13 protein-coding genes are annotated in these 15,131 nt (G+C 61.8%); 3 read left to right on the top strand and 10 right to left on the bottom strand.

Annotated features, from left to right (window positions below; all coding sequences use genetic code 11):
- Nucleotides 1-3: 3 nt before the first annotated feature.
- The 8 genes from TRP66_RS09675 to TRP66_RS09640 all read right to left on the bottom strand — a co-directional run bounded on the left by TRP66_RS09675 (nucleotide 4) and on the right by TRP66_RS09640 (nucleotide 10,534).
- Nucleotides 4-1,152 (bottom strand): efflux RND transporter periplasmic adaptor subunit, encoded by a 1,149-nt coding sequence (locus TRP66_RS09675; protein WP_333401415.1) that lies wholly within the window; start codon nucleotides 1,150-1,152, stop codon nucleotides 4-6.
- 264 nt (nucleotides 1,153-1,416) lie between these two features.
- Nucleotides 1,417-2,514 (bottom strand): DUF1513 domain-containing protein, encoded by a 1,098-nt coding sequence (locus TRP66_RS09670; RefSeq protein ID WP_333401414.1) that lies wholly within the window; start codon nucleotides 2,512-2,514, stop codon nucleotides 1,417-1,419.
- Nucleotides 2,515-2,531: 17 nt separating this feature from the next.
- A complete protein-coding gene (locus TRP66_RS09665) occupies nucleotides 2,532-3,596 on the bottom strand; it encodes an imelysin family protein (protein WP_333401413.1) in 1,065 nt (354 codons plus the stop codon).
- A gap of 30 nt (nucleotides 3,597-3,626) precedes the next feature.
- Nucleotides 3,627-5,054 carry a di-heme oxidoreductase family protein gene (locus TRP66_RS09660; protein WP_333401412.1) on the bottom strand — a complete coding sequence of 476 codons (1,428 nt, stop codon included), beginning with the start codon at nucleotides 5,052-5,054 and terminating at the stop codon, nucleotides 3,627-3,629.
- A gap of 244 nt (nucleotides 5,055-5,298) precedes the next feature.
- Nucleotides 5,299-6,657 (bottom strand): imelysin family protein, encoded by a 1,359-nt coding sequence (locus TRP66_RS09655; protein WP_333401411.1) that lies wholly within the window; start codon nucleotides 6,655-6,657, stop codon nucleotides 5,299-5,301.
- A gap of 172 nt (nucleotides 6,658-6,829) precedes the next feature.
- Nucleotides 6,830-8,881, bottom strand: a complete 2,052-nt coding sequence (locus TRP66_RS09650; protein ID WP_333401410.1) for a putative bifunctional diguanylate cyclase/phosphodiesterase — start codon at nucleotides 8,879-8,881, stop codon at nucleotides 6,830-6,832.
- Nucleotides 8,882-9,157: 276 nt separating this feature from the next.
- A complete protein-coding gene (gene sodB, locus TRP66_RS09645; RefSeq protein ID WP_333401409.1) occupies nucleotides 9,158-9,739 on the bottom strand; it encodes a superoxide dismutase [Fe] in 582 nt (193 codons plus the stop codon).
- Nucleotides 9,740-9,931: 192 nt separating this feature from the next.
- Nucleotides 9,932-10,534: a LysE/ArgO family amino acid transporter gene (locus TRP66_RS09640; protein WP_333401408.1), complete on the bottom strand. Its 603-nt coding sequence runs from the start codon at nucleotides 10,532-10,534 to the stop codon at nucleotides 9,932-9,934.
- 95 nt (nucleotides 10,535-10,629) lie between these two features.
- Between TRP66_RS09640 and TRP66_RS09635 the strand changes: the two genes are divergently transcribed.
- The 3 genes from TRP66_RS09635 to TRP66_RS09625 all read left to right on the top strand — a co-directional run bounded on the left by TRP66_RS09635 (nucleotide 10,630) and on the right by TRP66_RS09625 (nucleotide 13,516).
- Nucleotides 10,630-11,529, top strand: a complete 900-nt coding sequence (locus tag TRP66_RS09635; protein ID WP_333401407.1) for a LysR family transcriptional regulator ArgP — start codon at nucleotides 10,630-10,632, stop codon at nucleotides 11,527-11,529.
- A gap of 71 nt (nucleotides 11,530-11,600) precedes the next feature.
- Complete coding sequence (locus TRP66_RS09630) at nucleotides 11,601-12,593, top strand: NAD-dependent epimerase/dehydratase family protein (protein WP_333401406.1); 993 nt, start codon at nucleotides 11,601-11,603, stop codon at nucleotides 12,591-12,593.
- Nucleotides 12,594-12,664: 71 nt separating this feature from the next.
- The gene (locus TRP66_RS09625) at nucleotides 12,665-13,516 is read left to right on the top strand and encodes an ATPase (RefSeq protein WP_333401405.1); all 852 of its coding nucleotides are present in this window, start codon (nucleotides 12,665-12,667) and stop codon (nucleotides 13,514-13,516) included.
- A 48-nt stretch (nucleotides 13,517-13,564) separates the two neighbouring features.
- Here TRP66_RS09625 and TRP66_RS09620 read toward each other — a convergent pair whose 3' ends face one another.
- Together TRP66_RS09620 and TRP66_RS09615 are read right to left on the bottom strand one after the other, a co-directional pair.
- Nucleotides 13,565-14,614: an alkene reductase gene (locus TRP66_RS09620; protein WP_333401404.1), complete on the bottom strand. Its 1,050-nt coding sequence runs from the start codon at nucleotides 14,612-14,614 to the stop codon at nucleotides 13,565-13,567.
- An 83-nt stretch (nucleotides 14,615-14,697) separates the two neighbouring features.
- Nucleotides 14,698-15,012, bottom strand: a complete 315-nt coding sequence (locus TRP66_RS09615) for an ArsR/SmtB family transcription factor (RefSeq protein ID WP_333401403.1) — start codon at nucleotides 15,010-15,012, stop codon at nucleotides 14,698-14,700.
- Between the last annotated feature and the right edge of the window lie 119 nt (nucleotides 15,013-15,131).

The following is a 15,131-nucleotide window of genomic DNA, read 5'->3' as shown; positions in this document are numbered from 1 at the left end:
CTGTCAGTCGGCACGCGGCGTATCAGCGCCGCCGGTGCCCAGCGGGTCCGGGGATATCGCCACAGGGCTGCCATTGTCGAGCTTGAGCTGCCCGCCACTGACGACCCGGTCTCCGACCGCGAGCCCCTTGCCGATCGCGACCATGCCGTCCCGGCGCTCACCGGTTTCCACGAAACGTCGCTCGACGACCCATTTGGGCGCGCCCTGGGCGTCCCGTTCAGGTTCACCCTTGTCGTTCTTTCCAGGAACGATCACGTAGACCGAATTGCCGTAAAGCGAATAGGTGATGGCGCTTTCAGGGATCGCGATGCGGTCGGGGCTCTCCGGCAGCAGCACCTGAACGCTGGCGAACATACCGGGCAGAAGCTTGCGCTGCGGATTAGGCAGAGTGGCACGGACCAGCAGGTTGCGTGTGGCGTCATCGACCTTGGGGTTGATGGCGCTGATCGTCGCCTGGAAGGATTGTCCGGGCCAGGCGGCGACCGTGACCTGCGCGAGCTGGCCGACCGAGAGTGACGGCAACGCCTGTTCGGGAACATAGAAATCGAGGTACAGGCTGCTCGTATCCTGCAGCGTAGCGATGATGGTGCCGCTGGCCAGATAGTCGCCGACGTCTACCTGGCGAATGCCGATGGTGCCGTCGAAGGGCGCCACGATCTGCTTCTTCGCCAGCGATGCCTTGAGCTGGGCGACAGTCGCCTCGGCCTTCCTGAACTGTGCGGCGAGCCTGTCGTACTCGCCCCTGGAAATGGCCTGGTCCCCCACCAGCCTGCTGCCGCGGCCATATTCCACGCGGGCAAGACCCAGATCCGCCTCCGCGGTGCCGAGCGTTGCGCGCTCTACATCGTTATCTAGCTGGAGCAATACCTGACCGGCGCGTACCTGCTGACCGGACTCGAACTTCAGCGCCGTGACCGTGCCGGCAACTTCCAGGCTCAGATCCACACCCTGAAAAGCCTTGAGCGTCCCGATAGCGGGCAGGCGGCTTTGCCACGGATGGCTGGCGACCGTGACCGCTGCGATGCTGACCGGAGGTTTCGGTGCCGTGAACTGCTGGATTTGCCGGTAAATCGAAAAAGCCTTGTAACCCGCGAGCGCGAGCACCACGAGCACTACTACACCGAGCATGACCAGCATACGTCGACGCAACATGATCCACATCCTTGGGAAGTTCTGGCAGGAGAAGCCCGCAACTCAGGCTAGTCGCAGTATTCCAAATCCGCTCGGATATGCAAGTTTTTATATATTTCGGTCGGGAAAAAGATATCCGCTTAATAAACTCGGAAACTTCTTACGTTGATAGTTGATTATTCTTATATGTAGATAGCGTTATATATGTTTTGTCAGTTTTGAGTCCAAAGATTTTCCGCCGGCAGCTGCGGTTCAGGCGCCGGCCGCCAGCGTTCAAGGCAGGACTCAAGCGAGATGCAAATGGTTATCCCACAGCCCGCTCGGCAGGTCGAGGGGCTTCGCGAGCAGCTCCGGTTTGCGGCAGTCGTAGAACCGGCAACGGCCCTGACCGGAGGTCACCACGAAACCATCGCTGACCGCGCCCACCCCGGCGCAGTCCGGCAGGGGCGCATCCAGTTTCACCTCGCCGCTGTCCAGGTCCCAGATGAAGAAACGGTTGCCGCGCGGGGCAGTGAGCGCCACCAGACGCAGCTCGTCATGAACGGCGACGCTTGCGGTGTAGTGATTCATGGCATCCAGTTGCTGTGCGGCCACCGGAAACGCCATGAACGGTTGTCCTGGTCGCTTGATCGCCAGAAGCTCCGCTGACTCGTGCGCGTCCCCCATGAATTGCTGACCGGCCACGACAGTACCGTCGCCGGCAACTGCCAGATGACGCACGCTGTTCATTTGCTGGGCCAGGGTTTCTTTGCTCAGCAGGGTGCCATCGCGTTTCATGAGCACCAGGCTTGGCTCCATCGCGTCCAGATTCATTTCCACACGACTCTCCGCTTCGGTGCGAATACCGCCGTTGGCGACCACCAGGGTTTCGCCGTCCGGCATCCACGACACCTGATGAGGGCCTATCCCGTGGGTGGATATTTCCCCGCTATGCTCAAGGCGTTCGCCGACGAAGCGGTACACGCCCAGTAACCCGCGTCCCGGATCTGTCGTGTCGTTTTCAGTGGCATATAACCACTCGCCATCACGGTGAATCACCGCATGTCCGTAGAAATGCCGGTCGGGGCGCGAAGCGATGGTCTGCAACAGGCGCCCGTTACGCAGATCGATCAGGTAGCTCTCGGTTCCCGGACGGCGCGCGATGAACACCGCCAGAGGCAGGGTCGGGTGGTTGATGATGTCATGGCAGCGTTGACCGACGCGGGTGGCGAAGACCTCGGTGCCATCCAGTCGGTACCCGACCGCAAAGTGACCGCCTTCACCGTCGTCCCGTGCCGACAAGAGCAGCGGGCTGCGGTCTTTCTGGCGAAACAGCGTCCAGCCACCCAGCGTACAGGCGCTCAGCAACAGGCTGCCGATGGCCACTACCTGACGTCGCAACATGTTCTATGTTCTCCTGATCAGTCGCCGTCGTTGGCGTTGAAGCCCAACTGAATGCCGAGGGCTCGGGCTAGCTCGCCTTCATGCAGCCGGTGAACCACGTTCAGGCTGTCGTAGAACGCATTGAGCTGCTGGCGGCCGGCTTCATTGGCCAGAAGATCGACCAGAGGCGGCTTGAGACCGGACAGCAGGTTGCGGCTGGCAGCGTAGGCCGCGTCGATTTTGTCCGCCAGCGCTTTCTGCTCGGCGGGCAACAGGCCGCGCAGGCCCTTGTTGTCCACGCCTGTCCAGACGTTTTCGGCGCTCAGCAAGCTGGCTTCCAGGCTGCTGAGCGAGGCATTGCTGCGCCAGGCTTCGGCCTGGAACGGCTGCGGCTGGCCTTTGGTCTGGCGACCCAGCGGGGTGCCCAGCTTTTTCTTGAGCGTGTCCAGGGCAGTCACCTGGACACGCAAGAGCTCGGCGATGGCTTCGTGGGAATCGGCGTAGCGCTGGTTAGGAAACTTGCTCAGCTGGGCCAGCATGCCGTCATTGCTGTTCCAGCGCTGGAGAATCTCCTCGGCCAGTTGCTTCTGACGTTCGCCGATGGCCATGAGCAGCGGGCAATAGCGCGCTTTCTGATCCGCGCCGGCCATGTCGATGCCAGCGTCGAACAGGATGTATTCATAAGCGGAAAGACCCTGGACCACGACGCTGGCCTTGGACAGTGCTTCGGCGTTGACCTGGGGTTGCGCGGTGACCAGTTGCTCGACCTGACGTCCGACAAGGTTCTTCTTGTCCGGCCAGAACTGCACCTGCCAGGCCCGGTTGCCCTCGGCGAGCGGGCCGATCAACAGCGGCTGCAATTGCGCCCAGGCCTTTTGTGCCTTGAGGAAGTCGTTGCGAGCGCTTTCCAGATCGGTCTTGCCCTGACAGAACGAAAGCGCGCTGGATGCCAGTTGTCGGTCCGCGTCGACCCAGCGGCTGTAGGTCGGCAGGATCACCTTCTCGGCGATGGCCGCCGAGGTGACCGCTTGCGGGTCCGCAGGCGCGCAGGCACCCAGGGCGAGCGCCGCCAGACTGGTGAACAACAACTTGGGTCGGAACATTTCCGGCTCCTTATGGCTTGAGAAAGAAAGTCATAGCGATTCGAGAAACGCCAGCAGCGCCGCGCGCTGCTCGGCATCGTAGGCCAGTACCTGACGCTGCGCGGCCTGGGCTTCGCCGCCATGCCAGAGAATGGCTTCAAGCAGATTGCGCGCGCGACCATCGTGCAGGAATTGGGTATGGCCGCTGACCTGACCGGTCAGGCCGATGCCCCACAACGGGGGAGTGCGCCACTCACGGCCATTGGCCTGAAATTCGGTGCGGTTGTCGGCCAGCCCTTCACCCATGTCGTGCAGCAACAGATCGGTGTACGGGCGGATGATCTGGCTGGACAGTTCGGGCTCGGCGGCATCGGCCCGGGTGGTGAAGCGAGGCGTATGGCATTGATTGCAGCCGGCCTGGAAAAACAGCCCCTTGCCGGCGAGAACCTGCGGATCGTCTACCTTGCGCCGGGCCGGAACGCCAAGATTGCGGGTGTAGAACTCCACCAGCCGGAGAATGTTGTCGCTGACTTCCGGCTCGCCGCCCGGCCCATTGCCGTTGGGTGCGGCGAGGCAGTCGGTCTGGCTCGGCGTGCAGTCATCGAACGCCCGCAGGCGGGTTGTCAGCCCCATGTCCCCGCTGAACGCATGAACATTCTGCTGATTGACAGAAGGCTGACCGGCTTTCCAGCCAAAGCGACCCAGCGCCACCTTCTGCTGCACGTCGTCCCAGACCCAGTTCGGCCGGCCCGACACGCCTGTGCCGGATTCACGCTGCGCATCGGCGTTAGCGAGGACCGCTGCTTCGGGAATCGCTTCCAGCAGCCCGAGTCCGATCATGGGCGGAGCGACGCGCGCGGACGCACGCGCTTCAGGATGCATCGGGCCATAACCCAACTGCGTGATCCGCAAGGTCGGACGGCGCAATTCGACGGTCATGCCGTCCCTGAAGCGTAGGGTCAATGGATCGTATTCGACCCGCACCTTGCCTTCGGGCACGACGCCGGGTATGGCCATGTCCTGCAACTGGACGCCATAGGTCGGCTCGGGAAAGACGCCGGTACGCTTGATGAACTCGGCCTGGGAGGCATGGTCGGGAATCGACAGCCGGACCAGCATGGACACCGCATTCGCCGCGCCCGGTTCCGGCGGATGTCCGCGGCCGTCCTTGATATGGCAGTTTTGACAGGCATTGGTGTTGAACAAAGGGCCCAGGCCGTCGCGCGCGGTCGTGGTCGAAGGTGCGATCACCCAAGGGTTGCGAAAGAAGCTGTTACCCACGCTGAAGTCCAGACGCCGCATCGGGGACAGGTTGGCCGACGGCATGGAAAAGGCATTCTGGTCACTGCGTCGAACCGTTGCCTCTCCGCCGGACAGCGCTTCGCCGGGCTCCGCCTGAGTGAAGCGCGGGGCATCGCCACACCCGCCCAGGACCAGAGTCATGAGCAGGACAATGACCGTGCGCGACCGCAGACTCATAGACATCCTGGAACGAGGCGAAATTCGGGGCGAGCAAGCTTATCAGCCTCGGGAGGATTGAATAGGAGAGATTATCGTTTAGACCCTGTGGTGCAATGTATTGTTACTATTTCGGTATCCGTCCGGTCGCGAAGTACAACGGATTAGTGGAGGGGAAGACCTCCTCTAAAAGTGTCGCCCATTAAAAAGCCGGTCAGCATTGCGCTGGCCGGCCTCTTGATCGGAACGAGCGAGATGTTATCGATCAGAACTCGTGATCGGCGTTATCCGGGTTCAGATCGGTGATGCCAAGTTTGCCGGCGGCCTGCTCGATGGCGCTGGTCTGTTTGACCAGGGCTGCGATGGCATCGCGCACGACCTGATTGCCCTCGGTGTTGCCTGCGGCGATCAGCTGGTCGAAATGCTGGCCTTTGTCCGCCTGATCGACCAGTGCCTGCAGCTTGGCCTGGGTGTTGTCCAGGTCGGTGCGCACTGTGCTGTCGGCTGCCGGGTCGACCTTGGCGACCAGCGAGGACAGGCTCGGTCCACTGATCTTGCTGCCGTCGGTGCGGGTGTATTCGCCCAGGTAGACGTTGCGGATGCCCTTGCCGTTATAGAAGTGCGAGTTGTGGGTGTTGTCGCTGAAGCAGTCATGCTCGTCTTCGCTGGAGTTGGCCTCCAGCGCGACTTTCATGCGCTCGCCCGCCAGTTCGCCTAGGGACAGGCTGCCCATGCCGAAGAGCATCTTGCGCAGACCGTTCTCGCCGGATTCGCCTTCCAGGGTGGCGCGATAGTTGTCGGCGACGCCGGCTTTCCAGTTGCCGGACATCTCTTCCAGATCGCTGACCAGCAGGTCGGTCACGGCCTTGAGGTAGGCGCGGCGGCGGTCGTTGTGGCCGCCGGTTGCGCCCGCGCCTTCCAGGTAATCGCTGGCCGGGCGCGCGCCGGCGCCGGCATTGGTGCCGTTCAGGTCCTGGCCCCACAACAGGAATTCGATCGCGTGATAGCCGGTCGCGACGTTGGCTTCCGAGCCGCCCAGTTCATTGAGCGCGGCGAGTGCTTCGGGGGTGATGTCCTTGATATCGACCTTGTCTTCGCCCACCTGGATCTCGGTGTTGGCGACGATGTTGGCGGTTGCGCCCGGGTTGCCCAGCGCGTGCTGATAGTCTTCGGCAACGTAATCGATCAGGCCTTCGTCCAGCGGCCAGGCGTTAACCTGTCCCTCCCAGTCGTCGATGATCGTATTGCCGAAGCGAAAGACTTCGCTCTGCATGTACGGGATTCGCGCTTCGAGCCAGGCCTGGCGAGCGGCCTTGAGGGTTTCGTCGCTGGGCTTGGCGAGGAAGGCGTCGACGGCGGTGCTCAGTTTCTTCGCGCCGTTCTCGGCATCCTCGAATACCGCCGCCACGATGGTGGCGTAGTTGGCAACCACTGCGCGGGCGTCTGCATCATTGACCTGCGCCGCCGCGGCCGGCGCCGTACCTGTCGATGCCGCCGCGGGCGCTGCCGGGGCAGCGGCCGGCGCGGGAGCGGGGGTGGCAGCCTTGTCCTTTTCCTCGCCACACCCGGCGAGAGAGATAGCGATGGCCAGCAGACTTGCGGTTGCCAGAGGCATACGAATCATGACGGAATCCTGCGTCTAAAAAGGTGATGGCGGCATGCGCCCCAAAAAGCTGCCACATGATGCGAAAGATTTTCATTTGATGCAAAGCCGCAGGCCGCAGGAAGTGGCAAACTGACCTTCGAGGTTGTAACAGTCGGTTACAAGGCGTCCGGCAAGGCCGTTTCGGTGGAAATCAGGAGACAGCGACGCCACTTCGCTGATGTTGTTTCAGGTAAGCGAGCAACTCCCGGGCCGGCAACGGCTTGCTGTAGAGGTAGCCCTGACCCTCGTGGCATCCCTCGGAGATGATGTAGGCTTCCTGCGCGGTGGTCTCCACGCCCTCGGCGATCACCTGCATGCCCAGGCTTTTGCCCAGCTGGATGATAGCGCGTACGATGGTAGCGTCGTCGTCATCCTCGACCAGATCCTGGACAAAGCTCTTGTCGATCTTGATCTTGTCCAGCGGCAGGCTCTTGAGATAACTCAGCGAGGAATAACCGGTCCCGAAATCGTCGATGGCGATCAACGCGCCGGAGCGACGCAGGCTCAGCAAATGCTGGGCGGCGGTGCTGATGTCCTCCATCAGGCCGGTTTCAGTGACCTCCAGTTCGAGGCTGCGCTGGGGAAGTCGATAGATCTGCAGCAGATTGTTGACCACGCGCGGCAGTTGCGAATGGTGCAGCTGGACAGTCGACAGATTGACCGCCATGCGCAGATCGTTGAAACCGTGATCATGCCATTCGCGCAGCTGACGACAAGCCTGATCCAATACCCACTCGCCGATGGCGATGATGGTGCCGTTCTGTTCGGCGAGGGGAATGAAGGTGTCCGGCGGCACCATCCCGTGCTCCGGATGCTGCCAGCGGATCAGCGCCTCGACTCCCATCACGCGGTTGTCCCGATAGCTGATCTGCGGCTGGTAAACCAGGTGCAACTGGTTGCGCGGCAATGCCTCGCGCAGGTCCTTTTCCAGTTCGCGGCGCCTGCGCATCTCACTGTCCACGCTGGCGATATAGAACTGGTAGCGGTTGCGCGACCGGGCCTTGGCCAGCGTCATGGTCTGTTCGGCTTTTTGCAGCAGCTTTTCGGTGCTGTCGCCGTCTTCCGGGAACAGCGTAATGCCGATGGTGGCGCGCAGCTGGATGTGGTGATCGCCCAGGGAGAAAGGGGCTTCGAGTTCATCGAGGATCTTTTGTGCCAGCTCGGCCGCTTCGTAAGGTTGCTCGATGCGTGGCTGGACCAGCGCGAACTGGTCGCCGCCCAGTCTGGCCAGCGCTCCAAGCTGGCCGCTGTAGGCCCGCAGCCGGTCCGCCAGTGCCAGGAGCAGGCGATCACCGGCGTGGTAGCTGAACTGTTCGTTGATCCCCTTGAAATCGTCCAGCCCCAGGCATAGCACGGCTACCCGACGCTGAGCGCGACCGGCGTCGTCGAGGATCTGATCCAGCTCGGTCTGCAAGCGCAAGCGGTTCGGCAGGCCGGTCAGGAAATCGCTATGGGCCAGCCGTTGCAGACTGTTCTCGGCCTCGTGGCGCAAATGGGCGTTGCGCTCGATGGAAGCCAGCAACTGATTGGCGGTATCCACCCAGACGCCCAGCTCGTTTTTCTCATGCCCTTTCAGCGGCGGCAGCAGGTTTTCACTGGGGCGGTCGGGGTTGATGCGAGCCAGGTGCTCGATGATCCTCGACAGCGGTCGGGTCAGCAGCCAGTGATAGACCAGATACAGCACCAGGCCCAGCGCCAGCGCGCGCAATACGCCGGACACGAAAATGATCACGGCGCTGAATAGAAAACCTTCGCCGTAGGTGGCCGTGTCAAGGGTAATGCGCAGATCGCCGTAATATTCGTTGAAAGGCGGGCGACCGACCAGTTGGGTGATGAAGGTGCGTTCCTGACCGAGAATCAGGTCCGTGAGCCAGCGAGTGCCGGTCATCTGCAGTGGCCGTTCTTTCTCGGCCAGCAAGGTTTCGTCGGGATGGCCGATGGACGCCATGCGCACGGCGTTGTCCTGGAACAGTCCTTCGATGACCTGCATGCCCATCTCGCGATCGAGGCTGTAGACCGCCTGGGTAGAAGGGTCGCGGAACATGCTCAGGATCCGGCCCGCATCGTTCGCGACGGCGCGTCGTGTCTGGTAAGCGTCGAACACGATCTGAGCGCAGCTGAGCACCACGCCTACCAGCAGCGCGGACAGCAGCACGACGCGTAACAGCTTGATCGAAAGACTGTTCCTGAGCTCCAGCTTCAAATGGTCATTCCTTAATCCGTATCGGGAACGTATTACCCTGCCACCATCGAACATCAGCTTGATCAGCCGGCCGCTCCGCGATAGACCTCCGGGGGCCACTCCGGGTGCCAAAGCAGCGATCTTTCTATGTCGGACACCTGGACATGGAACTTGAGCCGCACGCCGGGACTGATATTAGTCTGCTATTTCGGTGAAGCACCAGATGCATGACGCATACAGAACATCCGTGCATAAAAAAACCCGGCGCCAGGCCGGGTTTTTTCGATGAAACGTGAATCAGGCAGCGTATTGCTTGGCCACGAATTCCCAGTTCACCAGGTTCCAGAACGCTTCGACGTACTTTGGACGCAGATTGCGGTAGTCGATGTAGTAAGCGTGCTCCCAGACGTCGCAGGTCAGCAGAGGGGTGTCGCCGCTGGTCATCGGGTTGCCCGCGCCGATGGTGCTGGCCAGAGCCAGGGAACCGTCAGCCTTCTTCACCAGCCAGCCCCAGCCGGAGCCGAAGGTGCCGATGGAAATCTTGCTGAACTCTTCCTTGAACTTGTCGAACGAACCGAAAGCGGCGTTGATGGCCTCGGCCAGTTCGCCAGTAGGTTCGCCGCCGGCATTTGGCGCCAGGCATTCCCAGTAGAAGGTGTGGTTCCAGACCTGAGCCGCGTTGTTGAAAATGCCACCCGAAGAAGTCTTGATGATTTCTTCCAGAGTCTTGCCTTCGAACTCGGTGCCCGGGATCAGGTTGTTCAGGTTCACGACATAGGTGTTGTGGTGCTTGTCGTGGTGATATTCCAGTGTCTCCGCGGAAATGTGCGGTGCCAGAGCATCTTTGGCATAGGGCAGCGGCGGCAATTCAAAAGCCATGGTCTATCTCCTTTCAGGTCAGTTGCAGTAATCGCAAGGCCGATCACGGGCGGCCAGATTCAGCATGCACCGGGAGTTTTACTCTTTTTGCGGCGCAGACCCGGGATCATAGCACCGGGCCTGCGGCTTAACCACGCAACAACTGTGTGGGATAGAGGTTCCAGAGCCTTCGCGGCCTGGTTGAGGGAATCGTCAGACGCCTCGGATCAACTGTGCCGCCACCCCGAACATCATCGCCGCAACCATCAGGTCCAGCAGTCTCCAAGTGGCGGGACGCGCCAGCCACGGAGCCAGCCACGCGGCGCCCAGGGCAAGCGCCGAAAACCACAGCAACGAAGCACTGGCGGCACCGACGACATAAGCGCCCGGCTCAGTCTGCTGCGCCCCGAGCGAGCCGATCAGCAGCACGGTGTCGAGATAGACGTGAGGATTGAGCAGCGTCACTGCCAGCGCACTGAGCAGGACCGCCCGCCGCGAGCGCACGCCCGTCGAGCCGTTCTGCTCCAGGCTCTGCGTCGAACAGGCCCGGCGCAGCGCCTGAAGCCCGTACCAGCCGAGGAAAACCACGCCGCCCCAGCGCGCGATGGCCAGCAGGGTCGGGTTCTGAGCCAGTACGTTCGCCAGGCCGAAGACGCCGACGGCCACCAGAACCGCGTCACAGACAACGCACAGCATCGCTACCGGAAAATGGTGCTCGCGACGCAGGCCCTGGGCGAGCACGAAGGCGTTCTGCGCGCCGATGGCCATGATCAGGCCCGCGGCCACCAATAAACCGTTGAGATAGCTTTGCCACATGAAAGGACGCCCGGACGTGAGAGAAGAGTGGCGATTGTCCGGGTATCAGCTGTATAAGAAAAACCAATAATCCTGATTGCTCATTAGGAAATCTGATGTTCGATTACAAGCTTCTCTCAGCGCTTGCCGCCGTGGTGGAACAAGCCGGCTTCGAACGGGCCGCCCAGGTGCTGGGTCTGTCGCAGTCGGCGGTGTCGCAGCGCATCAAGCTGCTTGAAGCCCGTGTCGGCCAGCCGGTGCTGATCCGCGCCACGCCGCCGGGGCCGACCGAGATTGGCCGGCGTCTGCTCAACCATGTCCAGCAAGTGCGCCTGCTGGAACGTGACCTGCAGAGCCAGGTGCCGGCGCTGGACGAAGAGGGCATGCCCGAACGGTTGCGCATCGCGCTCAATGCCGACAGCCTCGCGACCTGGTGGGCGCCGGCGGTCGGGGACTTCTGCGCCGAACACCACCTGCTGCTCGATCTGGTTGTGGAGGATCAGGACGTGGGCCTCAAGCGGATGCGCGCCGGCGAGGTGGCCGCCTGTCTGTGCGGCAGCGAGCGACCGGTCGCTGGCGCCCGTAGCCAGCCGTTGGGCGCGATGCGCTATCGTGCTCTGGCCAGTCCTGCATTCATCGCCCGCAATTTTCCGGACGGCATTACGCCCCAGCGGCTGCAGCGTTCTGCCGCGCTGGTGTTCGGGCCGGACGATTATCTGCAGCATCGCTACCTGGCTTCACTTGGGGTCGAAGGCGGTTTCGAGCATCATCTGTGCCCATCATCGGAAGGTTTCATTCGCATGATCGAGGCCGGGCTCGGCTGGGGCCTGGTTCCCGAGCTGCAAGTGCGCGAACAGCGACAGCCGGGCGCGCTGCTGGAGCTGGTCGCCGATCGCTACATCGATGTCCCGCTGTACTGGCATCACTGGCGCAACGGCGGGCAGTTGCTCGCCCGGCTGACCGCTCACCTGGCCCGCACGTCCGGCCAATGGTTGGTGCCGCTGGGCGGCCAGTGAGCGTCAACAGGTTCATGTCATGATCGGGGACGGTCTACAGCGTCCCCGCACAAGGTTTTATGGAGCGGTAAATGAAGATTCTGGTCACCGGCGCAAGCGGCTTCATCGGCGGGCGTTTCGCGCGTTTCGCGCTGGAGCAGGGCATGAGCGTGCGGATCAATGGCCGGCGTGCGGCGGGCGTCGAACATCTGCAAAAGCGCGGTGCCGAGTTCGTGGAAGGCGATCTGACCGACGCCGATCTGGTCACCCGACTGTGCACGGATGTCGAGGCCGTGGTGCATTGCGCCGGAGCCGTCGGCACCTGGGGGCGACGTCAGGATTTCGTGACCGGCAACGTTCAGCTCACCGAAAATATCGTCGAAGCGTGCCTGAAGCGGCGGGTCCGGCGCCTGGTCCATTTATCGTCGCCCTCGATCTATTTCGATGGTCGGTCGCACCTGGACATCAAGGAAAGCCAGGTCCCTAAACGTTTTCACAATCACTATGCTGCCACCAAGTACATGGCCGAGCAGAAGGTGTTCGGCGCCGAGGAATTCGGCCTGGAAGTGATTGCGCTGCGGCCGCGCTTCGTCACCGGAGCCGGCGACACCAGCATTTTCCCGCGCTTGCTGCACATGCAGCGCAAGAAACGTCTGGCGATCGTCGGCAACGGTCTCAACAAGGTCGATTTCACCAGCATGCAAAACCTTAATCAGGCCATGTTAAGCAGTCTGCTGGCTTCCGGTTCTGCGTTGGGCAAGGCCTACAACATCAGTAACGGCGTACCGGTGCCGCTCTGGGATGCGATCAACTATGTGATGCGGCGCATGCAGTTGCCGCAGGTCCGGCGTTACCGCTCATATGCGCTGGCGTATGCCGCCGGAGCGCTCAACGAGGGTGCCTGCCTGCTCTGGCCGGGCAGGCCGGAGCCGACCGTGTCGCGGCTTGGCGCGCAGATCATGAACAAGGATTTCACCCTGGATATCAGCCGCGCACGGCATTATCTGGGCTATGAACCGCAAACCAGCCTGTGGTCGGCGCTGGATGAGTTCTGCGGCTGGTGGCAAGCGCAACAAACGATCTGAGCACTGTAGGCCGCAAGCGTCGTCGTTATACTGCTCAACTTTGGTTTCAACAGTTTCTTGAAGGGTTGCCCATGCGTAACGATCCCTATGACGACGTCGATGACGTTCCAAGCCTGAGCGCAAAGGACGACGACGATGACTTCGTACCGGCCCCAGGCGCTCGCGAGCGCACCACGGTCTATTCGAGATCCACGCCCGCCGCGAAGATCAAGGCACCGAGCACCGGCCCGTTGTGGGCGTTGGTCGGTGCGCTGTTCATCGCCTTCTGCGGCCTGGGCTGGTGGAGTTTTCAGCAGATCTCGCTGATGGAGCAGCAACTGGTTGCGACTCAGGAAAGTTTTGCGCGGATCAGCGAGGAAGCGGCGGGGCGTCTGCAGGATATCTCCGGCAAGGTGGTGGCGACCGAATCGCTGTCCAGCGAAGGCGAGGCGCTCAAGCAACGGATCAAGCTGCTCGAATCGCAACTCGACGATCAGGAAAAGATTCGCGCCGGTGCCGAAGGTCAGCAGTCGAGCCTGGACAAGCGTCTTGAAGAATTGAGCGCTCAGGCGGCTCAGCAGCGCACCGACAACGCGCAGTTGCAGGAACAGCTCAAGGCCGTGGTCATCGAATTGACCAACGTCAAGAACGGCCTGCCGGACATGAAGGCCGCGCAGGCCGGACAAGCCACACTCGATGCCCAGCTCAAGAGCCTGAGCGCCGATGTGGCGACGTTGAAGAAACAGGGCAACCCGACAGCGGCCATCGAACGGCTGGAGCAGGACCTGATCGTGCTCAAGAGCGAGCAGGAAAACCGTCCCGCTCCGTCAGCGGCCAGTAATACCACCGAGTTCGATGCGTTCCGTGCCCAGGTGACCCGCAACATCAATACACTGACCAGTCAGATCCAGAACCTGTCCCGACAGGTCAGCGCCCAGCGGTGAAGCGATGTGCGGGTGTAGGAGCCAGACGTCTCGCCGCCGCGGTCGTTTTTACATCCGCGGATAATCGATATACCCGACCGGCCCCTTGGCGTAGAAGGTTTCCGGGTGCGGCTCGTTCAGCGGTGCGTCCTGGGCCAGTCGCTCCGGCAGGTCCGGATTGGCGATGTAAGGCACGCCGAAGGCCACGGCATCGGCCTTGCCTTCAGCTAGCCAGGCGTTGGCGCTGTCCTTGGTGAATTTCTCGTTGGCGATATACACACCGCCGAACGCTTCTTTCAGTTGCGGTCCGATGCTGTCGTCCGCGTCCCGCTCGCGGGCGCAGATGAAGGCGATACCGCGCTTGCCCAGTTCGCGAGCGACGTAGCCGAAGGTTTCCGCCAGGTTTTCATCGCCCATATCGTGCAGATCCGCACGTGGCGACAAGTGAACGCCTACCCGACCCGCGCCCCAGATTTCGATGGCCGCATCGGTCACTTCCAGCAACAGGCGGGCACGGTTTTCCACCGAGCCACCGTAGCGGTCGGTGCGCTGGTTGGTGCTGCTTTGCAGGAACTGATCGAGCAGGTAGCCGTTGGCACCATGAATCTCTACGCCGTCGAAACCCGCGGCCTTGGCGTTTTCCGCGGCAATGCGATAGGCCTCGATGACATCGGCGATCTCTTCCAGGTCCAGCGGACGTGGCGTCTCGAAGCCGGTGATCGGCCGCATCAGGCTCACATGGCCTTCGGGCTTGATCGCGCTCGGTGCAACCGGGGCTTCACCGTCCAAATAAGACGAATGCGAAATCCGGCCCACATGCCATAGCTGCAGCATGATCCGCCCGCCCGCGCCATGCACGGCCTTGGTGATGTTGCTCCAGCCACGGACCTGATCGCTGGACCAGATCCCCGGCGTGTTCGGGTAGCCGACGCCCATCGGCGTGACCGACGTCGCTTCGCTCAGGATCAGGCCGGCGGACGCGCGCTGCACGTAGTACTCGGCCATCATGGCATTGGGAACGCGGCCCTCGTCGGCGCGGCAGCGGGTCAGCGGCGCCATTACGATGCGGTTGGGCAGTTGCAGGTCGCCGATTGTGATCGGGTCGAAGATAGTGCTCATGTTGAACCCTCTTGAGTGATCAGTTGGTAGCGGGAGCCAGAATTGAGTAGCGGGGTACGCGAACGATTTTGTCGAGAAGCGGATCAGGAAGGCTTGTCGAGCTCTTTGACCAGCGCCGCGACGAAGGCCTGGATGACGGCTTCGTTGCGCTTGAAGAAGTGCCACTGACCGACCTTCTTGCTGGTGATCAGGCCTGCGCGTTGCAGCGTTGCCAGATGCGCGGAAACCGTCGATTGGGAAAGCCCGGCACGCTGATCGATCTGCCCGGCGCAGACGCCGTGTTCGTTGGAATGAGCCTGGTCAGGGAAGCACGCCAACGGGTCTTTCAGCCAGGTCAGGATCTGGCGGCGTACCGGGTGGGCCAGGGCTTTCATGATTTCGTCGAGGTCGATGGTCATGTCGTTCTCTGAAAAGATGTAACGGTATATCGCGATACAGCGAATCGTATATTGGTGTTTCGCGATGTACAAATACGCGAAGGTTATCACCCCGGAACGAATCGCTATATCGGGTTATA

Origin of the sequence: Pseudomonas sp. JDS28PS106, assembly GCF_036706555.1 — a bacterium.
GTDB lineage: Bacteria > Pseudomonadota > Gammaproteobacteria > Pseudomonadales > Pseudomonadaceae > Aquipseudomonas.
The sequence above is the reverse complement of the archived record's forward strand: the minus strand, read 5'-3'. Positions and strand labels throughout refer to the sequence as shown.